Origin of the sequence: Desmonostoc muscorum LEGE 12446, assembly GCF_015207005.2 — a bacterium.
GTDB classification, from domain to species: domain Bacteria; phylum Cyanobacteriota; class Cyanobacteriia; order Cyanobacteriales; family Nostocaceae; genus Nostoc; species Nostoc muscorum.
On sequence record NZ_JADEXS020000001.1, the window covers coordinates 3,450,545 to 3,476,462 of the forward strand.

Consider the following 25,918-nt stretch of genomic DNA (forward strand, 5'->3'; position numbering starts at 1 on the left):
CAGTCCCAATGCCCAGTCCCCAGTCCCCACTCCCTACTCCCCACTCCCCACCTTCACCAGTCATTTTTGCGCTGACGGAGTAATAGAGATTTGCTGATGTCTAAAATTTTGCTAAAGGCGATCGCACTTGCAATATCTGCCGTTACATCCCTGGCAGATTGAATTACGCTAGCTATATTGCGATCTTGCCGCTTCAAAGACGTTTTATTTGCAGCAACTCCAACAGACGTTGCTGATATTGTGAATTTTCATTGATCCCAGGCAGACATAATCCGACTTGACTCTTAAGTTTATGGGTAATGCTATGAACTACCCTTAGAGATTTTCTGTAAGTGCCAGTGCTTGAATCTAGTTGTAAGCTAGAACCCTCCATTGTTGTCCTCCAGTGTTCCGTGTGGAACCGTCTATAACGGAAAGTTCGCCATCATGGCTAAGGAATAAGACAAAGTTGCAGGCTTCAAATCAGCCCATAAACTTGATAAGTCTAGAGTTGTGTTCTCTACTTCTGTTGTCTGACTCACTTCTAGAGTTGTGTCTTCCAACACATTTGTGTTGTCTGATTGTGCCGTATGACTCACTTCTAGAGTTGTGTCTTCCAATACAGTTGTAGTGTCTACTTCTTCTAGAGATGTTTGTGGTTCTAGAACTGTGATGGGATCGCTTGGTGGATTAGTTTGCAAAGCCAATTCCATTAGATTTACCCAATGGTTGACACTAGTCTGACTAGACTTATAAGCGATCGCAATTGAGGCTGCACCACTATTCACACGCACACTGATCGTTTGGGGATCGTTTTTGATCAACTTCTCTAGCCGCCGTGTATATGCACGATCCTCGGCTAGTCGAGGTAGATGAAATCGGATACGTCCTGGAATTGCATGGACTACACTGTATGTTAAATTCTTACCCTTCAAATCTTGCACCTCTTGGTTCTGGCTACAAGAATTTGCTTGATTTGTGCCTTCGCCCTTTAACTCTTGCAAGTTTTCCGATCCCGAAGCTTCTGGCTCAAAACAATCAATTACCCAACGAGTTGCATCTGCGGTAATCATATACAGTGGAATCGCTGCCAAACCGCTGATCCCCAGTCCACCTGTGACTGCTAACCCTGTCATCAAAGGAATCAAGGAAATAGACTGTTCTTTCCAAAAATCAAGGGATTTCCATGCAGCAAAGGGATCTGTCTGACTGTTTGAAGTCGGCGAAACTTGAGCTTGGTGAATATTAAATTGTTGCAGTAGTCCCAACACTTGCGGTAGTGACAGCTTTTTTTGATCAAAACTGACAACTATACTGCTTGTTTGCTCATTGGCAGCAACTTCCTTCACCCCATACTGCTGTCGTAAGCCTTGGGATATATTTTTGATTCTTGATTTGGAAATACCCTCACTAGCGCGGATTCTTACCCGCCCAGTAGTCGCATGAACAATTTCCAATCTCTCTGAAGATAGTTGCGCTTGTAACTGTGCAGCTACACCGCTTTTACTGGTATTTAGTTTTGCTTCATCACTTTGATGCTGAGCGGAGGTTGAGTCACTAGACATACTCATCTGCGGACTTAACCTCTCGTGACTACTAATAATATTGGTCATTTACCCGATAACTAAGCCGAACCAAAGGTTAACGTTAGGTTAAGTATAACTTAAACTTTCCGTAAACTATACATTTTAAATAATTATTTCGGATTAAGTCTTATTAACTACTCGTTGTTGGTATTCCTGCTCAGTGATCATATCGAGAGTGTTTTCTATGCGGTCTACAAACACGATGCCGTCGAGGTGGTCATATTCGTGTTGAAAGATACGACCGACGAAATCGGTTAATTCTTGCTTTTGGAGATTGCCTTGGCGATCGCTATATTCCACTTCAATAGTTTTATACCGAGGAACTAACCCCCTAATGCCTGGAACACTTAAACAACCTTCCCAATCTTTGACAACTTCCGTTGAGTGAGCAATGATTCTAGGATTAATCATAGCAGTAGGTTCCATTTCTGGAGCATTGGGATACCTGGGATTAGGTCGGGAAGCCACAATAAATAAACGATAAGATTGTGCAACTTGAGGCGCAGCAATTCCCACCCCGTTAGCCTTGGCAACGGTAGTCATTAAGTCATCGATTAATTTTTGGATATCTTGATCTTTGATGTTATCAACCCAAACAGCTTTTTGCCGCAGTGTGGGATTGCCTAATTGAATGATTGATTCAGACATGAGAAAAACTCCTTTGGGAATGGGGAATGGGGAGTGGGGAGTGGGGACTGGGGACTGGGGACTGGGGACTGGGGACTGGGGACTGGGGACTGGGGACTGGGGACTGGGCATTGGGAATGGGGACTGGGCATTGGGAATGGGGAGTGGGGACTGGGCATTGGGACTGGGGACTGGGGAGTTATTATTCTCCCTCATCTCCCTCATCTCCCTCATCCCCCTCATCCCCCTCATCCCCCTCATCTCCCCATTCCCCACTCCCCATTCCCAATAAAATTTACCCTTCACGTCTTACAGGTAAAGGAGCAGGTCGAACTGCTACTTGGACAATTTGCCCATTGCGCTCTACTTCTATTGGTAGGCTGGTACCAATTTTGCTATTTTCTACTAGCTTCTGTACTTGTTCAATTTTAGTCACAGGCTGGTTATTAATGCTTTTAATCACATCACCTGCTCGGAGTCCTGCTGCGGATGCGGGCGAACGCGGCACTATTTCCACGAGTAAAACGCCTTCTTCTGCTGTAAGATTTAAGCGATTGCCTGCAATATTTTTGATTCTTTCTCTGTTTTCTGGTGTCAGCGTCACCATTTGCACACCCAAATAAGGATGATCTACTTTGCCTTTAGCGATTAATTCTTGAGCAATTCTTTGGGCGGTGTTAATGGGAATGGCAAATCCCAAGCCTTGAGCGCCCCGGATAATGGCTGTATTCATGGCAATTACTTGACCACGGGTATTTAGTAGTGGCCCCCCAGAATTACCAGGGTTAATGGCGGCATCGGTTTGGATGTAATCAACCCGCTTATCACTAGCACCAATATCGCTACCAGAACGACCTGTAGCACTAATAATCCCAGAAGTGACGGTATTATTCAAGCCTAAGGGATTGCCGATGGCGATTACTGGCTCTCCTGGTTGCAAAATGTCTGAGTTCCCTACAGACAGGGTTGGCAGGTTATTGGCCTCAATTTTGATCACAGCTACATCTGTTACCGCGTCTTCACCTAAAACTTTGCCGTCAAAAGTCCGACCATCTTTGAGTGTAACAGTCACTCTATCAGCACCGTCTACTACGTGAGAATTCGTCAAAATCTGACCTGAGGAATTAATGATAAATCCAGAGCCGCTACCCCGCTCTACCCGTTGTCTCGGCTGTGGCGCTGCGTCTCCAAAAAACCGCCGGAATAATGGGTCGTTAAATTCGTCTGGTACACGAGAAGTGATTGTTCTGGAAGAATCAATCCTAACTACCGCAGAACCAGCATTTTGCACGACTTTTACCACAAAATTAGGATCTCCAGACGATGAGATAATTGGTGGAGGAACAATTACCGGATTGGAATCTACTGGCTTTTCAGCTTGAGGTTCGCTTTGTTGACTCTCAAAGGTTTTGGCAGGTAGAAGAGAGCAGCTCCCCAGCAACACCACTATTGAGAGCATCCACAACCTGTGGGGCAAACCTCTGGTATTCATATTTTTGAGCGTTAAGTTATGGTTTGTTGTCTTCATGTGTCGTTGCTTCTCCCTGTCAGTCAGTGGGTGTTAGGATCTTGCCTACCGGGTATGTCCCAAAATGATTACAACTTAAAAGCTTGTTCTAGGTCTAGGGTGTCTGGATGCTAAATTGGTGCTTTCTCTTCTATTGTGACGATTAGCAGCAAAGGTGGTGGATCATGGAAATTTCCATAGAAAGTCTGTGGAGTCAGGTACTAGAGCGCCTACAGCTTGAGTTATCCCGACCTACCTTTGAAACTTGGATTAAAACTGCTAGTGCGGAGCGATTAGAAAATAATTGCTTGGTGATACGTACTCCTAACCCATTTGCTCGGAATTGGTTACAGAAGTATTATGTCAACACCATTGCTCATGTAGTGCAAGATATTTTGGGTCATCCTGTGGAAATTTACATTACTGTTGCTCAAGGTGATGAAGTTTCTCATGTTAATGAACGAGAGGTTTCTTGGGAATCACCAAATCCTAGCAGTATTTCCGAACCTGTTTCTCATAATGTCCAAAAAACTACGGAATTAAACTCTAAATATGTGTTTTCACGTTTTGTAGTTGGTGCTAACAATCGCATGGCTCATGCTGCTTCTTTGGCAGTTGCAGAATCTCCTGGGAAAGAGTTTAATCCTTTGTTTTTATGTGGTGGCGTCGGCTTGGGTAAAACTCATCTCATGCAAGCCATTGGTCATTATCGCTGGGAAATTTCCCCTGGTTGTAAGATATTTTATGTTTCGACGGAACAGTTTACTAATGATTTAATTACAGCGATTCGTAAGGATAGTATGCAAAGTTTTCGAGAGCATTATCGAGCCGCTGATGTTTTATTAGTTGATGATATTCAGTTTCTCGAAGGTAAGGAATACACCCAAGAAGAGTTTTTTCATACTTTCAATACTTTACATGAAGCAGGTAAACAAGTTGTAATTGCTTCTGACCGTCCCCCGAATCAGATTCCTAGTTTACAAGAACGTCTTTGTTCTCGGTTTTCTATGGGGTTAATCGCAGATGTGCAAACGCCGGATTTAGAAACGAGAATGGCGATTTTACAGAAAAAAGCCGAATATGAAAATATTCGCTTGCCCCGCGATGTGGTTGAATATATTGCTTCTAACTATACTTCTAATATTCGAGAATTAGAAGGAGCTTTAATTCGGGCGTTGGCTTATATTTCTATTTGGGGTTTACCGATGACGGTGGAAAATATCAGACCAGTTTTAGAGCCACCGAATGAAAAAGTAGTAGCTACCCCAGAAGCAATTTTGACAGTTGTCGCTGAGAATTTTGATGTTTCAATTGATGACCTGAAAAGTAACTCACGACGCCGGGAAATTAGCTGGGCGCGTCAAATCGGTATGTATCTCATGCGTCAACACACGCCTTTAAGTTTGCCGAGAATTGGGGAGGAGTTTGGTGGTAAAGACCATACAACGGTGATTTACAGTTGTGAGAAAATTACTCAACTCCAGGAGAGCGATCGCACTTTAGCACAAACACTACGCCAACTGAGCGATCGCATTAATATGAAAAGCCGTCCGCAAAAATCATCGTAAGTCAGAATTCAGGAGTCAGGAGTCAGAATTATGAGTTTGAAGTTTTCCACAACCTGCACCCTAATCATTTCCCATCAAAGCTAAACAGTTCGCCAAAGATATTAAGTAACGTATAAAAATTGATTAAATTTCACTTAGCTTGTGGAAAAAATCTTACTTTTTGGGGAAAAATCTGTGGAAAACTTCAGATTTGTTTGACAAAACTTAATTAAGTATAATTACCTTGTGGAAAAACCACGGTGCTTTTCCACAAGTTTTCCACAGATATAGCCGATAAATCGCCGTCTGTACAAAAAATTGATTATTGTAGAGACGCGATTTATCGCGTCTTTGCGATGTTTAAATGTAAGGTGCGTTGTCGCCAAGCGCCGCACCGTCAAAAATTGAAGGTGCGTTAGCCTACGGCATAACACACCCTACATCTTAATTACGAATTACGAATTACGAATTACGAATTATTCTAACGGGACTGGTGCGACTTGAACGCACGACCTAGCGCTTCAGATTTGTGTGAGTTTCCCCACTCTCTGGACTATACCTTCACCATAGGCTTAAAAGCCTTTAGGTGGTGGCTACCTAGTCTCTACACCTTCTTGAATTTAATCAAGCTTGGCTCGGTATTCCCCTAGAGTGTCAACACTATGGTAAACACACAACCACTCCTACTTTCTATCAATGCCTCTTGTGATACTTTTTACAATCACTCAAAGCATCTTAAAAGAAGGAAATTTTCACTCTTTAGGGTTCACCGAATTCAACCACATTCACTCATAAGGTTTCCCTTATGGTGCCCGATTATTCAGGAGGCGCTCGCTCTATCCAGCTGAGCTACAGCCCCAAAAAAAACGCCATGTTGGTGATTATAGCATTTTTACTGAGACTGCCAACTATTATCCCAAGGCTGACCGCCGACTTCTAAACCACAAAGAAAACTTTCTGCTTTGAGGATAATTTGGGATTTTCTCCCATTTAATTCTCGTAATTCTAAATTTAGCTTTCCTTGCATGGTGTCCCGGCAACAATATCTTAAACCTTCCGCTGTGGGCGCACGTAGGGGTGTACCAGGTAAATCGGTGGTTCCGATCAATTCAATTTCGTAGTTACAGTTACTAGCTTTCATTTGCCATCTACCCCAAGGCTGAATTTCCCACTCTACTTGGGAATTCCAGGGAACGAATTCATAAAATTTGCCTTGGTAGTGCAAACCAATCATTGCTACAGATTCCATCCACCACAATACACCCCGCCGTCCACCACCAGCAGTTAAGGCTAAGTCGGGTTCGCCCTCGAAGCAGTTACAGTTTATCCAAAACCATTTTTGGGGAAAAGCACCACCCCAATTTTTCTCGCCGTAGGCTGGGGCGTTGGTGAATTCGTAAATTTTGCCATTCCAGTCAATTTTACCGCTGGCTAAACCGTGAGCCATCAAAATTTGCCATCCAGGTTCAAAAACCTGCAAAAAAGACACCCAGCCTGCGGTTGACTGCTGAATGCTATCTTGATTACCCCAGGCGTATACTGGTTGAATTTCGTACTGCCAACGACAATAATTATTAGTGGCGCGATCGCGGATAATTCCCTGATTTAATGTTGCTGTAGCTTGATAGCCTTCTTGAACATAATGCTCAAACTCTTGTGGAAGCAGGTACAGGGGAGAAATTTGCAAATTATTTTTACCCCAATGTCCTAAACCCAAAACATCTCGACTACCCCAGAATTTCTTCACATCCGGAAAAGTACGGCATAAATACTCATCATCCGGGCCAAGAACTTGGGCTGAACCACCACTGTAAGGTTTATTGCCGATGGGATCTTCGATGGAGTACATAAAGGCGAATGTTTGCCCAATTTCCGGTAAAGTGACACGGTAATACCAACCTTCAAAGAAGCGGCGACTACTACCATCCCAGTGATAACCAGAATGGGGTGTTTGGGTTGACGAAAGGAGATTTAGGGGAATAGTTAACATGGATTTACATAGTTGCTGATTTTTCAGTATGCGCGACGATTTCGATATCAATCATGCTTATGAAATTTTGGAGTTGGAACCCGGTGCTTCGCCAGCACAGGTAAAGCGAGCTTACCGTAAACTGGTGAAAGTTTGGCATCCCGATCGCTTTTTTAATCAAAAAGAAAAACAGGAAGCTGAAGAAAAAATCAAAAAAATCAACGCAGCTTACAATCAGCTCAAGTCTGAATTTTCATCTGAGTCTCCCGCTACTGCAAATCCATCCTCATCTTCGCCGAAAAATCCCACAAAAGTATCTGTCAAACGTTGGGATGCAGAAGCTTTTTATACTTTAGGGGTAGAAAATGCTACTCAAGGCAGATATGAAGATGCGATCGCCGATTTTACCCACGCGATTCGCCTCAATCCTCACTATATCGATGCATACAAATATCGGGGGCTAGTTTGCTCTCAACTGGGATACGAATATCGAGCCGCTTCAGATTTGAATAAAGCTACACAGTTAGAACAAGAGTTAAGAAATCCAGGTTTTGTGCGTAAATCTTCATCACCAAGGCGTGTATCAAAACCTAAATGTCTGCTAACAAGAGTTTGTCGAGGAATTAAATCTTTACTGCGGCTAAATCGGCGTTGGATATGAGGTTAGCAATTCAAATAGCGACACCATACCTAGAGTGAGTTCATACTTGTATTTGGGAATACTAAGTAAAGTGAGATTTGCTATTGAAAGACCCTATGAAGGTATGCCTTTCCTATTTGGATTAGTAAACCATTTTTTTATTTCACCACAAAAACTCCATACATCATCATCTGAGGGTTTGAGATAATCTTGCGATTCTGGATCTTCTCCCATTTTCTCAAAGATGTTAATTAACCAATTTGGCCCGTGTCCAGTTGCACCAAGTTGAAGAAGCCAAGACTCTAACTCTCCTTTCCGCACGACAAATAGACCATACTCTGCAAGTTTGTCAAATAAGTTATTTGCTGCTTCTTTGTCACTGCCAAATAATATATCTACACCACCATCCCGTTTCATATTCTTTCCTACGGTATCAAACTTTTCCTTGACAGCATTTCGGAAATTAGCAAGTGACTGATACTCAAGTTCAGGGATAAAGCCGCTTTTGAGAAAGTTCGTCCAATCCTGACCACCATCTTTTAAAATATCAACATCAACAATGCCAACTGCTGGTATACCCAATTCTCTTAAAGGCTTGATAATTATCTGAACTGTTTGCTTATTTTGAGCATTGAGGAACAAACAGTTAGGAATTCCTAACTCTGGCTTATAACGTAGCAGTCGCTCATTAATCTCCTGATAAAAAGCGCGATCTGCATCGGATTCTGTGACGATAACAAATTCATAAAATAGCGCCCCAAGCACACCAGTTGAGCGCAACAAAGGATTTCGCATCAATCGAAGAATATCTGTGTTAGATAAAACTCTTGCAGTAGCTACCTCACTGCGATAAGTCAGTCTCACAATATTGACTGGTGCGCCTGATTGTATACAACCCATTACAAAGTTTGGACTATGTGTTGATACAAACAATCTTTTTTGAGATCCTGAGCTAGAAATAGCAATTTCTTTTCCTAGTTTTAAAGCTAAAGATAAAGACAAAAAAGCTTCAGGTTCATCAATTAAAACAATGGCAGGATCACCAGCTATAATCTCTGTAATAATTCCAGTGAATGCTTTTACACCGTCGCTGGCTTGCTCAACAGGGAATGCTTTTGAGTGAAATTGTACAGCTTCATGGTGAATCCCACGCTCTTCAATATCTGTCTGAGGAGGACGAGATGACAAGCGTAGTCTAAGTTGACCGAGAGAAGTAGGATCTATAACGAAGTACGTCCCAAAAGCATCATAAATAATCCGTCTAACCTCATCTCTTTTGGCATCGTCACGAAACAATACTTGAAAACTTGTGTGAGGGGGTTGCTGGAGATCACCAGCGCTTTGTTGCCCAATCAAACTAATACGACTTTTACCGTCTAGTAGGAGAGTGTTAAATGAGAGATACCACTGGCAAAACAAACTTACCTGAGTATTAGGATTCTGTAAAGCGTTCAAAAGATTCTGTCTATGAACTTGATTCCTCATTCCTCTTTTCCCAACAATTATATGATCGGGTGAAAGCGCTTCATTTATATGTGGTTGAAGAGTGGACTTTTTAATCTTTTCTTCAGATGCTTCAACTGTGAATGTGTCAAATTCAATCTTTTCTAGGATTACATCTGTTACGTTCTGTTGGCCGGTTGTGCAGTAATGGTAAATTTCAGAGAGAACTTTGCTTTTCCCAGAGTTGTTTGGGCCTACAAATACAGTTATGGGTGTTGTGACTACTTCCTCTGAGGGTAATCCTGAGCCTCTTCCAAATTTCAGTTTGATCGTCTTTATCATTCGTCAAAAACTATGAGAAACTTCCGTTGTTTTTGTTACCTGTTTATTAGTATAATAGTTTACTTTCGCAATTGCCCTTCGTATTTCTCTACCAAGTTGTCTTAGAGGATGTTTGAAAAGTTCAAGATAGGTATAGTTCATCATTCTGAGCAGAACGAAGTGAGGGAAGAATCCTAATTTTTTGTTGGGGCTCAGATGCTACACTTCGCTTCACTACGTTTATCTCAATCAATCAGACAAGAGGCTTAAGCCCCTTGTTAAAAGGCAAACTTACGCCACAGTGTACTAGATTTTTATCAATCCATTAGCTGACAGCATAATAACATCCATCTGTAGAATACTCTTTCTTTTGATTAAGTATTAACTCCCTGGAGATAGAGCCACTTGTGTAAACACTGAGGTTATTCTGATAATTACCAACGATTGGGTAGCAAATAAAACTCAATTTTTATCAGCAACATACGTTTTTCATATCATCAAAACCTCTTGTTTTTACAAAACTTTAGTTTCTAAATATCGTATCTGAGGAGTTAAATCAACAGCTATGTCTATGCCCAATGAACGCGAAATCAAAAACAGTGAAGTTAGGCAAGAATCTTACACTGATACTAATGGTAATACTCACACCAACCTAACACGAACCACTGAAACACTTAACAACAGTACTAATCCCAACTCTTACCAAAACGGTTACGTGCAAGGTCGAAATTCTGAGTTTAGATACCAACAAGCAAATTTAGCCGAACGTGATGAGAAAAACACTAGTAATGGTTTGCTGTTGGGTATTATCATTACATCCTTAGCTGGCCTGATTATCGGTGGGGTTTGGTACTTCAACCAGCGCGGTAACACAGCTGTTGACAGTACTGTGCCAGTCTTGGTTCCTTTACCGAGTGATAGCAGTCCTACCCCTACTGCTTCTCCTCAACCACAAACGACAATCATTGAAAAAACCAGAGAAGTACCTGTTCCTGTTCCTGTTCCCCAACAACAGGTTACACCCCCATCTGCACCTTCCCAACCGAATATTAATATTACCGTTCCACCCCAGCAACCTCCGGTAGAAAAAGCGCCTTCTGCAACCCAGCCAACTTCCAATGGGACACAAGGCCAAGCCACTAGTCCAAGTACTAATACTCCGACTTCCCAGAACGATAGTTCTACTAGTACCGTCACTCCAGGAACTGAAAGTAATACCTCTAAAACTACTCCATCTCAAGGAATAGATAAGTCAAACACTACATCTAATAGCGATTCTCCTAACACAGGAGATAGTACTACAGGCGGTTCTGCTCAATAGCGCTTCTGATTTTTCAGCCCACTTGCGATGTTGGTGTTCACGCCAACATAGGACAAGTGGGCTAATTTTAAGGAATATTTCAGAATTATTGCGATAAATTAATGGTATTCAAGTTTAGTAAACAAACATAGTAACTAAACAAACATAGTGCTAGATTAAGAGCAAGGTACAAACAGGTTAAAAGTTAAGTAAAACTTTTAAGTTAGAGCCTGTACCTCCTGCTCTAATTTTATGGCGATCGCTCTTTAGGTTGTGGCATCCGTTAAATGTGTTTTAGCCTTGTGTTCATCAATTTATTTTGGAGGTTTTAGAACGCACAGCCAGAAAATGCCTGCCTAGTTGGAATATATACAAGGATGTCCAATTCTCTGTAAAGCGATCGTGAATAGTGTCCACCTTAGTTGAATTAGTTAGTTCTGAATTATCCAATCTTCAAGAAACCGCCCCAAGCTGCTGATATTTATCCATCGTAGCTTCCGGCGGTTTCTGTTTTGAGTGTTATGCATTTAAATTGCACTCTGACCAGTGAGGGCTGTCATTTGTCCTTTGTCCTTTGTCCTTTGTCATTTATTTAGACCAATGACCAATGACCAATGACTAATGACTAATTAACGTAATAACAGTCACTTCTGGCGGACAAAATAGGCGTCCTGGTTTATAAGTTCCTAAACCACGATTGACATATAATTGATTTTCTTCCACATTGTGAAATCCTTGCGCCCATTCCCAATATCGCACGACTTTCGAGCAGTCTCCTAGTAAAAGTGTTACCCAACGCCGGAGTTTTTTGGGAATTTTTTTCAGCAGCTTTTTATAATAAAATACAACAGGGCCAATGCCCGGAATTACGATGTGACCACCGTGGGTATGACCAGATAATTGCAAATCTACGCGCCATTGTTGCAATATCTTGGCTGTATCTGGGTTATGGGATAAAACGATGCGGGGTGTAACAGAATCTAATTGATTCATAACTGGTGCGGGATGAAATTCCTGCGACCAATAATCAGCTAGTCCTACTAGTGGTAATTCCTTTCCTAGTGGATAAGCAATTTCATTCCAAAGCACATGCACCCCAATGCTAGTTAACGCCTTTGTAACTTCTGCTTGGGAGTGGCTGTAATAGATATCGTGATTACCCAGGACGGCGTAAATACCACAGCGACTTTGCAAATGTTTTAATCGCAGCACCAATTGATTAATCGGCGTTGGGTCATCAGTTACGTAGTCACCAGTTAATAGAATTAAATCTGGTTCAGCTTCGTTAGTAAGTGCGATCGCTTTTGCTAACATATCTTCCGATAGCCGCAAACCATCGTAGTGAAAATCTGACAACTGCACCAGCTTTGTACCTTGTAAAGATATTGGAAGTTCCGCAATCTTAACCGTTACTTTATCTACTCTTAAATGTCCCGTAAAGAACCAATGCATAAGGCAACCGATACTCCTCATACCAGCGCTTACAGCTTACCAAAAATCAAAATGCAACTTGATAAATTGCAACAATTTCTGTCATCTACTAGAAATATAATTAACTAATTGGTTGAAATTATGAGACTAAACTAAGCTAGTCTTGCTTTAATTTGCAAACAATTTTTAACCAGAATACTTGCTGCAATTGAGTTGTTGCATGTTGAATTTGGAATTACTCACTCACCTTGTAGCGTGATTATAGTAACTTCTGGGCGGCAAAATAAACGTCCTGGGAGGTAAGTTCCCAAACCACGATTGACATATAGCTGATTTTTTCCTACGCGATGGTAACCCTGCGCCCATTCCCAATGGCTGACTACAGAAACATTTTCTTCTAAAAATCGCGCTCTACGCCGCACTTTCAGGGGTATTTTTTTGGTAATCTTGCTGTAAACCAACGCAGCTGGACCAATTCCAGGAATTACGATTTGGCCACCGTGAGTATGACCAGATAATTGTAAATCAACTCGCCATGCTTGTAATATCTCCGCAGTATCTGGATTATGGGATAAAACAATGCAGGGCGTGTCTGGGTTTAGCTGGTTCATAACTAACTCAGGATTGAATTCTCGTGACCAAGTGTCGGCCAGTCCAACGAGTGGTAATTCTTTTCCTAGTGGATAGGCAATTTCGTTCCAAAGGACGTGAATTCCAATGCTAGTTAACGCCTCTGTAACTTCTGTTTTTGCGTGTTTGTAATGTATGTCGTGGTTGCCAAGAATAGCATAGATCCCACAGCGACTTTGCAAATGTTTGAGTCGAAGTATTAATTGGTGAATTGGTTGGGGATCGTCAGTTACGTAATCACCTGTCAATAAAACTAAATCTGGTTCAGCTTGGTTGCTAACTGCGATCGCTTTTTCTAGCATACCTTCCGACAGCCGCAAACCATCATAGTGAAAATCTGACAACTGCACCAACTTCTTACCTTGTAACGGTGCAGGCAACCCTGCAATCTTAACCGTCAATTTCTCTGTACTCAACGGCCCAGATAACAACCAATGCATAAGACGTTTAATAAACCATAATCATAGAGCTTATAGCTTAGCTAAACATTGTCGAATTGTGTGTAGGAACCAATGAAACTTGTTGAAAATTTTATGAAACTTGCAAATTTTAGTGTATTTCTACTTATTTATAGCGGTTTGCAATTGAATGGAAATACACAGTTTGTAAATTATATCAAGTTCGGATAATTACTTATAATAAAGGTGGAATCGTTGCAGTGCATCTATCCTAGCTTAGTACTATGCCGAAACAGATTGCGATCGCTAACCACTTAAGTGGAGAAGAATTATTGGTTATTTATCGTCAAGCAACAGAAGCGACAGAACGTAGCCATTACCAAATAATTTGGTTATTAGCGACAGGAAAAACGCCTCAAGAAGTGGCGCAAGTAACAGGTTATACAAGAATTTGGATTTATCAGCTAGTCAAACGGTATAACCAGTTCGGTGCAAGTGGGCTAGGAGACAGGCGGCATCATAACCCAGGAAAAGAACCAGGATTGACAGATGTGCAACAAGCCCAGCTTTGGCAGGTGCTGTCAGAAAAAGCGCCAGATGGCGGATTGTGGAACGGTCGTAAAGTTGCAGATTGGTTAAGTGAATTGACAGGAAAATCTATAAGTAGGCATCGGGGATGGGAGTACCTCAAACAAATGACGTACAGACTGCGTGTTCCCAGACCAGAGCATGGAGAATCTGACCCAATAGAGCAAGAAAAGTGGAAAAAAAACTTGATTTGAGGCTCAAATTTCTTCAAGCTAGATATCCAAACGCTGAAATAGAGCTTTGGAGCATGGACGAGCAGACGCTCGAAGACTCGGCTTAGCTTCGCTATCGTATTGGACTTCATCCAATCCTACGTCGAATTTGGGTATCAGAAGGTGAACAACCAATTGCCTCTGTGAATCAAAGGTATAAATGGATGTGGCTGTATGGGTTTGTACACCCAGAATCAGGTGAAACTTATTGGTGGATTCTTCCGAATGTAAATACTGAGATATTTAATCGAGTTTTAGCTGATTTTGCCAGGGAATACAGTATTGGGTCTGACAAAAGAATTCTTTTAGCTGTTGACCAAGCTGGTTGGCATACAAGTAATGATCTAGATTTACCAGAAGGTGTCGATTTAATCTACTTACCCGCTTACTCACCTGAATTACAACCAGCAGAAAGGTTGTGGCCTCTAACTAACGAGATTGTAGCCAATTGTTCCCCAAGTTCTTTAGATGAACTCGAAGAACTAATGGTGTTTCGTTGCAAAGAAATTATCAAACAGCACGACTTAATCCAGGGACTAACTTGCTACCACTGGTGGCCAACAACTAGGGCGGTTTAATTATAAGTAATCATCCGAACTTGATATTAAACGATTGTAGGGGCGCACAGCTGTGCGCCCCTACTGCAAATTGCTATTGTTTACTTGGTAGTACTTTCTACTGGTGCTTCAGCAGATGACTTGCCAATCAACATTGCAGCATTTTCTTCACTTTCAAGGACACCGAATTCAATCAACAACTCTTCTAGTTCTTCCATTTCAATAGGTGTAGGAATGCTGAGATTGTTGTTGTTGATGATTTTTGTCGCCAATGTCCGATATTCGTTACTTTGATTGCTTTCAGGTGCATACTCGTTCACAGTCATCCGGCGTAACTCAGCGTGTTGCACAATATTGTCACGGGGTACGTAGTGAATCATTTGGGTGTTCAAACGTTTTGCCAAGGTTTCGATTAATTCGATTTCTCGGTCAACGTTACGACTGTTACAAATTAGTCCACCCAAGCGTACACCGCCAGTGTGAGCATATTTGAGAACACCACGAGCGATGTTGTTAGCTGCATACATCGCCATCATTTCACCGGAGGTAACGATGTAGATTTCTTGTGCTTTACCTTCACGGATGGGCATCGCAAAACCACCGCACACAACGTCACCCAATACGTCGTAGCTTACAAAGTCAACATCTTTGTATGCACCGTTTTCTTCTAAGAAGTTGATGGCGGTGATGATACCGCGACCGGCGCAACCTACACCGGGTTCTGGACCGCCAGACTCTACACAACGCACATTCCGAAAGCCAGTAAGCATGACTTCTTCGAGTTCTATGTCTTCCACAGCGCCTCGTTCAGCAGCCAATTGCAGAACGCTGGTTTGGGCTTTACTGTGCAACATCAAACGAGTAGAATCAGCTTTCGGGTCGCAACCGACGATTAAAATGCGTTGACCCATTTCTGCCATAGCTGCAAGGGTATTTTGAGAGGTGGTAGACTTACCAATACCACCTTTACCGTAGAAAGCTATTTGTCTAATTTTTTCGTCAGTCATGATGAGCGTTTTCCTACAATTGTTTTGTCTATGGATTTGAAGGTTTATCTAAGACGTTGTTCTCTTGGGCAACACTACGGGCGGTAGATTACAGTTGCTTGAAGTTCATTTACAGGAAATCTAAGTCTCCCAATCACGAAGCTTTTAACAGTTGACTGAAGCATTGCAGATTGTTGTAACAGAATTCCATAGGTTGCTCAAGCCCTAAGAGTGGTTACATAAGAAATTCAACTTCACGCAAAGTTTTTTCCCATTACCACACAACCAACCAAAAATGTAATCCACACTAAATGGTCGTTACAACTTTCTTGATTTTGCTTATGTCATAGCTGCCAATAACTTCTAAATTGCGGTTGAACCTGCCAATTTCCCAAACTATTGAGCAACTGCTGTACTTGTGATTTTTGCAGGTATTTCCTGAAAATCACTAAATCGCACCGTGATGATTGCGTGAGAACACATCTAGGCCCAAAGGTAGCAGCTACACAAACCCTGCTATGTCTGCATCAGCAAACCGTGATGCTATAACTTGGGAGCATCTTGATAACTTTTAGCAATGTGGAACAGTACTTGCTCTTGGTGAAGTTTACATTCCAAGAGAAAGTAAACAAGCAACTGCCGAAACTATAATTCACAGATGAAAATAGTTGCTTTCGCTTGTACTAAGTTATGTCAAATTCGCTGAATTACTTGTAATTAAAACTCTCCGCGTCTTTGCATCAGTCTTAATTAAAAGTGTTCATCCGAACATGAAATTAGTAACTGTTCTGATTGTTGTTGGTTTGCCAGACTGTGCTAAGGGTCTTTCTTCCCAGACTCCCAAGCTAATCGCATCTGGTGTGTAATGCTAGCTAGGTTAGCGAACTTTTGCTTGCTAATACTCGGGCAAGTTCTAATTGACTTCAAGTTGTTACGAAGAACACTATCTTAGTTGCTCTGGCTTTATCTCTTCGTTAGAAAAAGCTGTAGATTATGAAGCAGATTTACCAGAACAAAACAACTTTATTGAGCTTGCCTCAATTTCTTTGGAAGTTTTTTGTACTTTGACTTTTTTGATTCCTATAATCACCATAACATACATTTTCGAGAGCATTTATAAAGTAAATCTTAAGTAGGGTGCGCTAGTACTGCAAGGCGTAATTCGTAATTCGTAATTCGTAATTCGTAATTCGTAATTCGTAATTCGTAATTCGTAATTACCTGTTCATAAGGGTTTGAGACCTTTGAAATGGTTGGTTTATTTACGCCGTGCTGTGCTAGGCTAAACTTTTAACACACCCGATAGAATTACTATTTGAATTTTGAACAAAATCTAACTATTTTAGGGTGCGTTATGAACTTTTTTCTAACGCACGAAACCCTTAAAAATAGAGTATTGGTCTGTCGGTAACACACTCTATATATGTTTTCAAAAATAAAAACTGATTCATAGATAAATTTTCATTTAAATGAGGCACACGGTAGGGATGCACAGCTTTACTGCCCTACAATTTTTTTGTATTCCATGCGATCGCTGTTATAATTTCACCGCATTAGTCCTGGGCTAATAATTATTGTTCAATTTAAGCATAATTAAAAAATAGCGCCACCTTCTCATGAAGATGACGCTATTTTTTTTGATTTAATTCACAGATAAAATAATTAAATGAATTTCCTAAACTTTCTGGGTCGGTTGACCGCAGTTTTGTTACTATACAGTAGTGCGACGGGTTAATAAGTTCCACAGGAAAACCGCTACAATTGCACCCAAAACTGCTACTGCAATACCTGGAATACTCAGAGTAGGAGCCGCTAGAGTTAACGTTCCTGTGCTGAAAAAGATACCTAAACTACCGCCAACAAAAGCACCAATAATTCCTAACAAAATTGTTCCTAGAATTCCGCCACCTTGATGACCAGGGTAGATAGCTTTAGCGATGGCACCAGCAATTAGACCTAAAACAATCCAAGCAAGAATATTCATGGTTATTAATTTGGTAAACGTTTTTTACTTACAGAACTAATATTAGCAATCTTAATCTTGGGACTCCATCCATCATCAGAATCAATTATTCATATCCATCAGGAGTAGTTGAATTAGTACTCAGTTATTGTATATATCCTCCTATTGAGGTAGATAATCAAGCAAAAAAAAGCTCCTAGTAGGTCTTTAACTAGAAGCTATCAAACTATTGCTTGGTAATTGCAGTATATGCATTTTCAATTAGCTATCTCCTCTACTAGAAGTGTCATTTGTGGTTTGTGATTAGTCAGTTACGAATGACTAATCACAAACCGCCACGATTCCTCACTTAGTACTGCTAATCTTCCATTCATCTCGATGCACTAGAACTGGTAGCAGCTTGCTCAAATACCGATGGATTATCAGGTAAATGAAACTGATCAAAGTCAACAGCATCACACCTAAAATCGTCCCATATGCGTGAATATGCCACCAAAATACCTTGAGTTTTGTTGTAGATAGTTGTATAAACCTCGACAAAACAGCTAGATTGACGCTCTTGGAATCCTGAAACAATGCTGCTGTGTTTTGTTGTGCAATTGTCATTTGAATTACTCCTTTAATCCCAACCACTGAGACATTTAGTTTAAACTACGGTAACTCGATAGATTTAACGTTATTTATATGTAATATCTCATAACTTGATTCAAGAAGCAAGTATGGGCCCTGGCTGTCTAATTAGTATTTAAGAGCTTGAAACTCAAGCACAGTGAGAAGTCCCTGATGTTGATTGACCAAAGATTGTATTGTGCTAACTGGATTACGATGAAGGCGACGTTTTTGTTGGCGAGGAGCTTGTGCGATCGCTAATCTACGACGTTGAGTTTTATACTCAGCTATAGGTACTTCCCGAATTTGTTGAAGTAACTGTTTTTCGTTTTGAGCTACAAATAGAACTTGATATTGGCCCAAATCACGTAATTCAACAGTTGATTTGCGTCCACTAATACGTCGCTGATGGCGACGCAAATGACTAAATAAAGACTCGATTTTCAGGTTATCTGGTGGCAAACCAGGGATATCATAGCAGTGTAATAAGTCAGTACTGTATTTATCCCATAAACGTTGTAACTTTTTTTTGAGAGCAAACTGTGCCGGATTTTGTTGATGGTCAGGTTGAAACATCTGTAATAACTCTTCCATCTCACGCCGAACTTGAAAGCTTGTTAAAGGGATTTGGGCAGTCTCTGTAATATCGATTACATCATCTGAGGTACGGTCAGAATTATTAGGATAGCGCAAACAATTAGCAATTCGTCGCAACCATTGGTGCGCCTCTGACAAGTCAGACGCGACTGAACGATTATTACTTAAGGCAAGGTCCACCCATACTGATAACAGAGATAAATAATCTGTATCAATTTCCCGGTATGGTAAACTACGTAGTACTTCTCCAATAGCTAATAGTTGCTGGTAGCCCATTAAACCACCCCAACTAAACGGTTTGCGACTTGTGCGATTGACACAATCCCGAATCGCCGCACGAATTTGAGCTTCCACTGCCATTAATTCTGCGTCTCGTGACAAATAGGGGATGACTGAAAAAGGGGGGTACTATCTAGCTGCTGTTCGGAGCTTGGTTTTTGGGGTCTTTCAGAGTAATCAGGAACTTTTGGCAGCCCGTCTAAATCTGCCTTTAATTGCTGTCGGAGCTTTGTATCTAATGGCAGCACAGATTCACTCAAATTACTTAGGAAGTGTGCCTGACAACGTTGATGTGGTACATCTGTCCAAGTTGAATTTATTGCCGCGATGATTGCTGATTCCCCATCTGATAATGTTGCCAGCACTGTGTACGGCAACTCCTTATATGGTTGCAGCCACTCAATTAACCGTTGTGCTTGTGCCTGTGGCAATTGAATTGCACTAACTGGTGTGCCACTTAATACCTCGTATAACACATACAACAAAGTCCCATGACCCTCTGGCTGTAAGGCATCAATTGCCCAAATCAAACCACCATGTTCAATCGCTGTCGCAGCTAACTTCTCAGCCGTATGTGCAATCGTTCCACCCAACAGTGCCAAAAATTGACCGTATAACTTGCCCACATTGCTTTCGTTAATTTCAACACCGCGCTGGTTTAATGAGCGTTGAATTTCTACCAACTGTTGATGCTCATGTTCATGTTGCCAACCAATAAATGCCAGCACGTCTAGCCCGTAGGTACTGTAAGGCAGACTGTACTTTAGCACCCCAGTAGCGTAGTAATGTTTACCAAAATGTGTGCAATTGGGATTGGTACATTCTTTACTTTTACCTGCCACAAACACTGCACCATCCATTGTTTGAATGGTTTTACGCATGTGCCTTGGTCTACGTAGAACTAACTCTTTACCACAATGCACACATTCGATGAGCGAACATTCTAAAATTATTCGTTTGATGTTACTGAATTTTCGTTCTGGGCGATGGCGAGGCAACTTTACTATCACTAATTTTTTACTGCTGCTAGGTGCTTTCCTCAGCTTACCTGCTTTGTATACCAACTAGATAGCTAGGGAGTATGGGCGTTGGGGATTGGGTATTAGTATTGAAAATTAGGTATTAGGAAACTAGTTTGCACAGCCGAATCCTAGCTTCCAATGCCCCTGCCCCATGCCCCATTCCCAATCAATGCCTAATCAAATTTGGTTATCACAGTTGCAAAAACATCGAGCGATCGCAGTTATCCGCGCTCCTAAAATGGAATGGGGGCGGGAAATGGCGATGGCTGTGGCATCTGGGGGAATGCAGCTAATTGAAATCACCTGGAATAGCGATCGCGCCGGGGAATTAATCAGTCAACTACGTTGGGAATTACCAGGCTGTATTATTGGCACTGGTACGCTGTTCAATGTGCAGCAGCTAGAAGAAGCGATCGCTTCTGGGGCACAATTCCTGTTTACACCCCATGTTGACTCGGCAATGATTCAAGCAGCACAAGAAAAACATGTGCCCATTATCCCAGGAGGGCTGACTCCTACAGAAATTGTTACCGCTTGGAGTCAGGGTGCTAGTTGTGTAAAAGTGTTTCCCGTGCAAGCGCTGGGAGGGGCTGATTATATTAAAAGTTTGCAAGGGCCCTTGGGTGAGATTCCCTTAATTCCCACTGGCGGCGTGACTGTGGAAAATGCTAAAGAATTTTTACAAGCAGGAGCGATCGCCGTGGGTTTGAGCGGTGAATTATTTCCCAAAAAGCTTGTCAGTGAAGGGAATTGGGAGGCGATCGCAACCAAAGCTAGAAAGCTGATGCAACAGTTAGGTTAACTTAGAATCAAATCATCAAAAATTCATGTCTATTAAAGTAGTAGATATGGAAATAAAAGTGAAAACTGATAACTTTCCTAAGACCAGATAATTTTAGTGTGAGTGTATCTAGTATGAAAAGACTGATTTATCCTGACTGGGTGCGTAGCTTAAAAATACTCCTCGCTGGGACAGCACTGTCCTTAAGTGTTTTTACTACTACTGGAACTAGTGAAGTTTGGGCAAATTCCAAAAATCAAGTGATTGCACAAACAATTCAGACATTACAAAAATCGGATAAGCGCTGGATTCAAATTAATCTTTCAAAGCAACGATTAATAGCTTGGGAAGGTGACAAAGTAGTTTATGGAAGCTCTATTTCCTCTGGTAAAAAATCTACTCCTACCCTAGTTGGTACTTTTAAGATTCAATCCAAGTTCAAAACTACACGAATGCGGGGAGAAAACTACAATGTTCCTAACGTCCCTTATGCAATGTTTTACCAAGGTAATTACGGCATTCACGGTGCTTACTGGCATAAGAAATTTGGCACTCCAGTAAGTCACGGCTGCGTAAATCTTGCACCCAAACATGCTAAATGGCTATTCGAGTGGGCATCAGTAGGGACACCAGTAGTCATCCATAAATAGTAAGTGAACCGATCAAAAGCCAATTTGAGGAAAATTATAAATAACTGCAAATCAAGACAATTGAGAGATTCCCAGCATCAAATATTGCTGGGAATCTTCGGAATCGGAATTATTCAACTTCAAGTAAAATATAGAGTATGGCATTAATACAAACTTGGGATTTTAGGTTTGAGATTTTGGATGAAAAAGTTGTTCCATAAATGTCCAAAATCCTATCTATATATGCCAATTTTGGATGACACGATTTGCCTAAAATAAATAAGCGGAAATCCTGACAATTTTTGTGTGAAATTGCCAATGCAAGTATTAATTTGGGGAAAATTTGCATTTAGTGTTGAAATTACAGATTTTTTGTCAAGGTTGTTATTGGTCATTAATCATTGATCGATAACAAAGGACAAATGTCGAACATTAACGGATAAATTGCGTAAATCCTCCACAGTCAGCTAGAAGTTTTGCTAGAAATTTGTAGTTTTCTAGAAAATTACTTCACTTCATGATTTTTGCGTAGTTTAGAAGGTGAGGCATAATGCAATCCTGGATTCGCAGTGGTGGAATTCGTTCCTCAAAAACTTTTTGTACAGGCGTGGCGCTGATGGTGGCGACTTTATTTTCTTGGTCACCGCCGTTAGCAGGTACTCTTAACTCCACTACAGCCAAAGCCACGTCAGTCAATGAAAACAGCATCACTGTATCTAGTATCAGCCAAACATCCCAACCTCGCTGGATTGAAATTGACTTGTCAGAGCAACGCTTACGTGGATGGGAAGGTAAAAAACTTGTTCATTCATACCGAATTTCTGGAGGGAAGCGATCGACCCCCACACCCATAGGTAGATTTCGGATTAATTCTAAGTATCGTACTCACCGGATGCGGGGCAGGGGCTACAATATTCCTGATGTTCCTTACACAATGTATTTCTATGGAGGCTATGCCATCCACGGTGCTTACTGGCATAATCGTTTTGGGACTCCAGTCAGCCACGGTTGCGTGAATTTACCTGTTAAGCAAGCTCGTAATCTTTACAACTGGGCTTCAACGGGAACTTTAGTCGTGGTGCATAAATAATTCCTAATAAGCTGTTCCACATTTAAATTGCATAAATAGGGCGTGCAAGATGCCCACCCCACAAGACTTTCATTAAATTTAGATATGCAAAGTAGATGTGGAACAGCTTACTAATTTGGACAAAGAATGCAGGGTACTGCTTCAGTAGAGGGTTTTGCAGTTCTCAGTCTCGAAATTACAACCAATTGCCAATCAACACATAGGAAGACCAAAAGCTTGGTGCATTGTAGTTAGGATGTTTCAGGAGTTTTAGCTGGGCACGGTGGACAGCTTCGGCTTTGGTGATTTGGCCACTCTTGAGTTCTCGATAGAAGGCACTCACAAACATCGCAGTTGATTTATCATCAATTTGCCAGAGTGAGGCAATGGTACTACGTGCGCCAGCTCGTACAGCTGCTCCTGCTAGACCAAGTGCGGCGCGGCTATCTCCTGTTGCTGTCTGGCAAGCACTCAAAACTAGTAGTTCTACTATGCTTTTACTTTGACTGCCGAAGAGAGTATCGAAATCTTTGACGTTAATCTCACCATCAAAATCCAAAATAAAAGTGTCCTCAAGGCGAGAACTAAACTGACCGTGGGTTGCCAAATGCACTATGTTGAATGAAGTAGCAGAAATTTCAGTTTCTAAATTCTTTTTCTTAAAATCTCCATCCAACAGACTAGTTGTCGAAACTCCTGCTTTGGTAATACCGTCAAATTCAGATTTGATCCCAAGTAATGGGGCAAACTTGGAAAATCCTGGCGGTGGCTGAGTTAATCCTGCCGTGAGAGCTACTAGTTTCTGTTCCACCAGGGGTTTTGGGTCTAGGAGTTGCAGACCTACACTCAGAGCAACTGCATATTTCTCTACTAAGTATTCCTTGCCATCGTAGAGAGCCGACATTGGTATATTGCGTAACAAACCATCTAGAACGAACACTAGGGTATTGACGCTACTTTGTTGTAATTCTGACTCAATGGGTTTGAGCAGCCAGTTGTAAACTTGTTGTGACTGGATTTTAACAGTTTTGGTAGCAGTGGGATTAACAAGATTTCTTCGCAGTTCTACTAAGAGGTTCTCTACTTCTGTTTGGGAAATCTTGGTACTGTAGTTTTGCAGGGGTTGGTTGGGAATTTTGACAATTACCTGGAGTTCTTGCGGAAGAATAATTGGATACAGAATGGCGGCGCTGGGATTATCTCGGTCTACTACTTGATCGAGGGCTACTCTCTGACCTTGCAAACAAGCTTCGCGGAAGAAGTCGTCCAATTCTGCTAGCTGGAGTGCTTCAATTCGCTGGCGTGCTTTCTCCAATATTTTCTCATCTGCTTTTCCTTGTTGAGATTGTAGTAATAATTCTACTGACTGTCGGTAAACGGGTTCTACGCTGTCCCGAAAGTTGAATTGCACATCCTGATTAACTACGTCCTTATTTACTACTAAATCTCTGCGGAGAGACTGGAGAGTTTCCACAGCAGCATCATAGGCTGCGATCGCACCTTTAATATCTTTTTGTGCCCACAGTAATCTACCTAACTGCCACTCTAATGCATAGGTAATTTCTGGTGCATTGCTGCTCTGTGCTAAAGCTAATCCTTGCAGAGTTAGGTTTTGCGCCTCTGACAACTGTTTGGTTTGTTCGTACAAACCACCTAAACTTTTGAAGGCATAAGCCTCTGCCCGCTTGTCGCCTAAACTGCGGGATTGCTCGATGGCACTGGCGAATAATACTGCTGAGTTCTGAGTGCTGAGTGGGGGGGAAGAGTTTTTAGTTGATACTTGGAAGTCATTAGTCTTGACTTTAGTTAAATTTTGTGCATAGTTTACGCGGGCATAGATGCTAGCACGGCTGAGGGGGAGTTGGTCGAGTTGAGATTCAATTGATGGTAAAAGAGTTTGAACCTCTCGCCATTGTTGGTCTTCAATGACTAAGCCCAGGTGATTGAGTTGGGCTTGGACTTTTGTCAGGGCTGAGGGAGATGCTGCAACTGTTTGTTGATAATAGGCGATCGCATTTGCATGATCGTGTTGTTTGAGGGCATTATTCCCCAAGCTGAACAGACTTGCGCCAATATCTGCATTTGATTGCAGGTGGCGAGCAATTCTGAGACTTTCTTCTAGGACTTCGTGTGATTTTTTGAGATTGCCTACTACCAAAAGGGCATCACCGAGCGATCGCAAACTCACCGTCTTTTCTATAGAATCTGGTTGAGATTGTAACGTCTGACTGACTTTATCGAGTGTTTTGATCGCACGAGGGTAAAATCCTTGGGCTTGCCATGCTTGTGCTTGATTAATGAGCGATCGCACCACACCATTTTGATTATCTGCTTGTTTATAAATTTTTTCCGTCTGCTGCCAAGTTGCTAAAGCCGCCTCAGGCCGTCCCATTGCCAGTTGCAGACGGCCTTGAATATCGAGTGATTGGGCGAATATTTGCAGATTTGGGTTTTTATCCTGTGCTTTGAGCAAATTTAAGCTTTCTGTAATTGCCTGCTGCGCTTGACTCCATTCACCGAGCTGCTGATAAGCTAGGGAAAGATTACTCAATGTTGCTGCTAATCTGAGACTCTCCCCTTGCTGCTGATATACCTGGACAGCTTTTTGCAACACTTCTACCGCCTGGGCAAAGTTTCCCGCATCGTATAAAACTTTGCCTTGCTGTACTAGTGAGGCGGGGTCAGTAGCTACAACCACCGACATAGTGCTGTTAATTGGTAATTGGACTGAAGAATTGATTGAGTCAGGAACTTTTGCCAGCACAGGTGAACCGAGAATGCATAACAAACCTATTAAGAAGTAAAAAGACAAACGTATTGCTTTTTGCCTTTTAACTTTTAGAGAATTTGCGCCGGAAAACCTGGTTGTTTGAGTTATGGGCATAGCAAGAAGTAGGTATTGAAGAAGAATACAGAATTCAGAATTCAGCAATTTTTCAGTGGGGATTCATACCCGCCACTGAATTGTTGCACCACTAAATTTTCTTGTTTTGTGGGGGTCTTAAACCCAGTTATTCAGACGCTACGCTATCCGCTTTTTCGGTCAGAATACCCAACTGAATTCTGACGACTGACGCCAATATTGCTGTTCGATAACTACGAACGCACAGGACTAACTGTAGGTACTTGGACTACCAGGGTAATGTTACCATTGGCATCCATCAACAATCTCTGAGCTTCTACAATCTTATTTATCAGGATTTGGATGAAGTTTTATTCTTTAAATCTCTACTTCTTGAGTGATTTTT

At 41.7% G+C, this 25,918-nt stretch carries 22 protein-coding genes and 1 pseudogene; 8 read left to right on the forward strand and 15 right to left on the reverse strand.

All coding sequences use genetic code 11. The features are described 5' to 3' along the window. Positions 1-53: 53 nt before the first annotated feature. The 5 genes from IQ276_RS14820 to IQ276_RS14840 all read right to left on the reverse strand — a co-directional run bounded on the left by IQ276_RS14820 (position 54) and on the right by IQ276_RS14840 (position 3,720). A complete protein-coding gene (locus IQ276_RS14820) occupies positions 54-197 on the reverse strand; it encodes a hypothetical protein (RefSeq protein WP_193925425.1) in 144 nt (47 codons plus the stop codon). After that, positions 194-373 carry a hypothetical protein gene (locus IQ276_RS14825; protein ID WP_235115679.1) on the reverse strand — a complete coding sequence of 60 codons (180 nt, stop codon included), beginning with the start codon at positions 371-373 and terminating at the stop codon, positions 194-196. The genes IQ276_RS14820 and IQ276_RS14825 overlap by 4 nt, the downstream gene beginning before the upstream one ends. A 31-nt stretch (positions 374-404) precedes the next feature. Further along, the gene (locus IQ276_RS14830; protein ID WP_228043553.1) at positions 405-1,544 is read right to left on the reverse strand and encodes a hypothetical protein; all 1,140 of its coding nucleotides are present in this window, start codon (positions 1,542-1,544) and stop codon (positions 405-407) included. A 141-nt stretch (positions 1,545-1,685) separates the two neighbouring features. Continuing rightward, entirely contained in the window at positions 1,686-2,213 is a 528-nt protein-coding gene (def, locus tag IQ276_RS14835; RefSeq protein ID WP_193925429.1) for a peptide deformylase, read from the reverse strand. A gap of 274 nt (positions 2,214-2,487) precedes the next feature. Then, positions 2,488-3,720 carry an HhoA/HhoB/HtrA family serine endopeptidase gene (locus IQ276_RS14840; protein ID WP_193916313.1) on the reverse strand — a complete coding sequence of 411 codons (1,233 nt, stop codon included), beginning with the start codon at positions 3,718-3,720 and terminating at the stop codon, positions 2,488-2,490. Between the two features lie 164 nt (positions 3,721-3,884). On the opposite strand from IQ276_RS14840, the gene dnaA reads away from it, so the two are divergent. Further along, positions 3,885-5,267 carry a chromosomal replication initiator protein DnaA gene (gene dnaA / locus IQ276_RS14845; protein ID WP_193916310.1) on the forward strand — a complete coding sequence of 461 codons (1,383 nt, stop codon included), beginning with the start codon at positions 3,885-3,887 and terminating at the stop codon, positions 5,265-5,267. A gap of 871 nt (positions 5,268-6,138) precedes the next feature. Here the strand turns inward: dnaA and IQ276_RS14850 are convergent. Further along, positions 6,139-7,236, reverse strand: coding sequence for a tocopherol cyclase family protein (locus IQ276_RS14850; RefSeq protein ID WP_193916307.1), 1,098 nt, complete (start codon positions 7,234-7,236; stop codon positions 6,139-6,141). A gap of 28 nt (positions 7,237-7,264) precedes the next feature. On the opposite strand from IQ276_RS14850, the gene IQ276_RS14855 reads away from it, so the two are divergent. Then, positions 7,265-7,876 (forward strand): J domain-containing protein, encoded by a 612-nt coding sequence (locus tag IQ276_RS14855; RefSeq protein ID WP_193916304.1) that lies wholly within the window; start codon positions 7,265-7,267, stop codon positions 7,874-7,876. Positions 7,877-7,969: 93 nt separating this feature from the next. Here IQ276_RS14855 and IQ276_RS14860 read toward each other — a convergent pair whose 3' ends face one another. Continuing rightward, positions 7,970-9,340 (reverse strand): ATP-dependent nuclease, encoded by a 1,371-nt coding sequence (locus IQ276_RS14860; RefSeq protein ID WP_228043009.1) that lies wholly within the window; start codon positions 9,338-9,340, stop codon positions 7,970-7,972. 844 nt (positions 9,341-10,184) lie between these two features. On the opposite strand from IQ276_RS14860, the gene IQ276_RS14865 reads away from it, so the two are divergent. Then, complete coding sequence (locus tag IQ276_RS14865; protein WP_193916298.1) at positions 10,185-10,940, forward strand: hypothetical protein; 756 nt, start codon at positions 10,185-10,187, stop codon at positions 10,938-10,940. Positions 10,941-11,537: 597 nt separating this feature from the next. Here IQ276_RS14865 and IQ276_RS14870 read toward each other — a convergent pair. Next, the gene (locus IQ276_RS14870) at positions 11,538-12,371 is read right to left on the reverse strand and encodes a metallophosphoesterase (RefSeq protein WP_190882241.1); all 834 of its coding nucleotides are present in this window, start codon (positions 12,369-12,371) and stop codon (positions 11,538-11,540) included. A 218-nt stretch (positions 12,372-12,589) separates the two neighbouring features. Beyond that, positions 12,590-13,420 (reverse strand): metallophosphoesterase, encoded by an 831-nt coding sequence (locus tag IQ276_RS14875; RefSeq protein ID WP_193916296.1) that lies wholly within the window; start codon positions 13,418-13,420, stop codon positions 12,590-12,592. 242 nt (positions 13,421-13,662) lie between these two features. On the opposite strand from IQ276_RS14875, the pseudogene IQ276_RS14880 reads away from it, so the two are divergent. Continuing rightward, positions 13,663-14,756: pseudogene (locus tag IQ276_RS14880) on the forward strand (IS630 family transposase). Positions 14,757-14,836: 80 nt separating this feature from the next. Here IQ276_RS14880 and nifH read toward each other — a convergent pair. From nifH to IQ276_RS14905, 5 genes are all read right to left on the reverse strand, one after another. Beyond that, positions 14,837-15,742, reverse strand: a complete 906-nt coding sequence (gene nifH, locus IQ276_RS14885; RefSeq protein WP_190882243.1) for a nitrogenase iron protein — start codon at positions 15,740-15,742, stop codon at positions 14,837-14,839. 1,690 nt (positions 15,743-17,432) lie between these two features. Further along, positions 17,433-17,705, reverse strand: coding sequence for a GlsB/YeaQ/YmgE family stress response membrane protein (locus IQ276_RS14890; protein ID WP_190882244.1), 273 nt, complete (start codon positions 17,703-17,705; stop codon positions 17,433-17,435). A 324-nt stretch (positions 17,706-18,029) separates the two neighbouring features. Beyond that, positions 18,030-18,290 (reverse strand): hypothetical protein, encoded by a 261-nt coding sequence (locus tag IQ276_RS14895; protein WP_193916293.1) that lies wholly within the window; start codon positions 18,288-18,290, stop codon positions 18,030-18,032. A gap of 132 nt (positions 18,291-18,422) precedes the next feature. Further along, positions 18,423-19,250 (reverse strand): hypothetical protein, encoded by an 828-nt coding sequence (locus tag IQ276_RS14900; protein ID WP_193925712.1) that lies wholly within the window; start codon positions 19,248-19,250, stop codon positions 18,423-18,425. After that, positions 19,250-20,050 (reverse strand): hypothetical protein, encoded by an 801-nt coding sequence (locus IQ276_RS14905; RefSeq protein WP_193925714.1) that lies wholly within the window; start codon positions 20,048-20,050, stop codon positions 19,250-19,252. Before IQ276_RS14905 ends, IQ276_RS14900 begins: the two co-directional genes overlap by 1 nt. Positions 20,051-20,099: 49 nt before the next feature. On the opposite strand from IQ276_RS14905, the gene IQ276_RS14910 reads away from it, so the two are divergent. From IQ276_RS14910 to IQ276_RS14925, 4 genes are all read left to right on the forward strand, one after another. Next, positions 20,100-20,237 carry a hypothetical protein gene (locus IQ276_RS14910; protein WP_190884765.1) on the forward strand — a complete coding sequence of 46 codons (138 nt, stop codon included), beginning with the start codon at positions 20,100-20,102 and terminating at the stop codon, positions 20,235-20,237. A gap of 123 nt (positions 20,238-20,360) precedes the next feature. Further along, on the forward strand, positions 20,361-20,993 hold the full coding sequence (locus IQ276_RS14915) for a bifunctional 4-hydroxy-2-oxoglutarate aldolase/2-dehydro-3-deoxy-phosphogluconate aldolase (protein WP_193919852.1): 633 nt from the start codon (positions 20,361-20,363) through the stop codon (positions 20,991-20,993). A gap of 113 nt (positions 20,994-21,106) precedes the next feature. Next, entirely contained in the window at positions 21,107-21,622 is a 516-nt protein-coding gene (locus IQ276_RS14920) for a L,D-transpeptidase (protein ID WP_190882247.1), read from the forward strand. Between the two features lie 529 nt (positions 21,623-22,151). Then, entirely contained in the window at positions 22,152-22,691 is a 540-nt protein-coding gene (locus IQ276_RS14925; RefSeq protein WP_193919854.1) for a L,D-transpeptidase, read from the forward strand. A 175-nt stretch (positions 22,692-22,866) separates the two neighbouring features. Here the strand turns inward: IQ276_RS14925 and IQ276_RS14930 are convergent, their stop codons facing one another. Continuing rightward, positions 22,867-25,554, reverse strand: coding sequence for a CHAT domain-containing protein (locus IQ276_RS14930; RefSeq protein ID WP_193919856.1), 2,688 nt, complete (start codon positions 25,552-25,554; stop codon positions 22,867-22,869). Positions 25,555-25,918: the final 364 nt, after the last annotated feature.

Excerpts from the sequence above, each read along its gene's own strand:
- IQ276_RS14875 (WP_193916296.1), bottom strand. The coding sequence starts at position 13,420 with ATGCATTGGTTGTTATCTGGGCCGTTGAGTACAGAGAAATTGACGGTT.
- IQ276_RS14930 (WP_193919856.1), bottom strand. The coding sequence starts at position 25,554 with ATGCCCATAACTCAAACAACCAGGTTTTCCGGCGCAAATTCTCTAAAA.
- IQ276_RS14830 (WP_228043553.1), bottom strand. The coding sequence starts at position 1,544 with ATGTCTAGTGACTCAACCTCCGCTCAGCATCAAAGTGATGAAGCAAAA.
- IQ276_RS14910 (WP_190884765.1), top strand. The coding sequence starts at position 20,100 with ATGAGCGAACATTCTAAAATTATTCGTTTGATGTTACTGAATTTTCGT.
- IQ276_RS14855 (WP_193916304.1), top strand. The coding sequence starts at position 7,265 with ATGCGCGACGATTTCGATATCAATCATGCTTATGAAATTTTGGAGTTG.
- IQ276_RS14825 (WP_235115679.1), bottom strand. The coding sequence starts at position 373 with ATGGAGGGTTCTAGCTTACAACTAGATTCAAGCACTGGCACTTACAGA.
- IQ276_RS14900 (WP_193925712.1), bottom strand. The coding sequence starts at position 19,250 with ATGGCAGTGGAAGCTCAAATTCGTGCGGCGATTCGGGATTGTGTCAAT.
- IQ276_RS14905 (WP_193925714.1), bottom strand. The coding sequence starts at position 20,050 with ATGCGTAAAACCATTCAAACAATGGATGGTGCAGTGTTTGTGGCAGGT.
- IQ276_RS14920 (WP_190882247.1), top strand. The coding sequence starts at position 21,107 with ATGAAAAGACTGATTTATCCTGACTGGGTGCGTAGCTTAAAAATACTC.
- IQ276_RS14925 (WP_193919854.1), top strand. The coding sequence starts at position 22,152 with ATGCAATCCTGGATTCGCAGTGGTGGAATTCGTTCCTCAAAAACTTTT.
- nifH (WP_190882243.1), bottom strand. The coding sequence starts at position 15,742 with ATGACTGACGAAAAAATTAGACAAATAGCTTTCTACGGTAAAGGTGGT.
- IQ276_RS14865 (WP_193916298.1), top strand. The coding sequence starts at position 10,185 with ATGTCTATGCCCAATGAACGCGAAATCAAAAACAGTGAAGTTAGGCAA.
- IQ276_RS14870 (WP_190882241.1), bottom strand. The coding sequence starts at position 12,371 with ATGCATTGGTTCTTTACGGGACATTTAAGAGTAGATAAAGTAACGGTT.
- IQ276_RS14915 (WP_193919852.1), top strand. The coding sequence starts at position 20,361 with ATGCCTAATCAAATTTGGTTATCACAGTTGCAAAAACATCGAGCGATC.
- IQ276_RS14860 (WP_228043009.1), bottom strand. The coding sequence starts at position 9,340 with ATGAGGAATCAAGTTCATAGACAGAATCTTTTGAACGCTTTACAGAAT.
- dnaA (WP_193916310.1), top strand. The coding sequence starts at position 3,885 with ATGGAAATTTCCATAGAAAGTCTGTGGAGTCAGGTACTAGAGCGCCTA.
- IQ276_RS14890 (WP_190882244.1), bottom strand. The coding sequence starts at position 17,705 with ATGAATATTCTTGCTTGGATTGTTTTAGGTCTAATTGCTGGTGCCATC.
- def (WP_193925429.1), bottom strand. The coding sequence starts at position 2,213 with ATGTCTGAATCAATCATTCAATTAGGCAATCCCACACTGCGGCAAAAA.
- IQ276_RS14895 (WP_193916293.1), bottom strand. The coding sequence starts at position 18,290 with ATGACAATTGCACAACAAAACACAGCAGCATTGTTTCAGGATTCCAAG.
- IQ276_RS14840 (WP_193916313.1), bottom strand. The coding sequence starts at position 3,720 with ATGAAGACAACAAACCATAACTTAACGCTCAAAAATATGAATACCAGA.
- IQ276_RS14850 (WP_193916307.1), bottom strand. The coding sequence starts at position 7,236 with ATGTTAACTATTCCCCTAAATCTCCTTTCGTCAACCCAAACACCCCAT.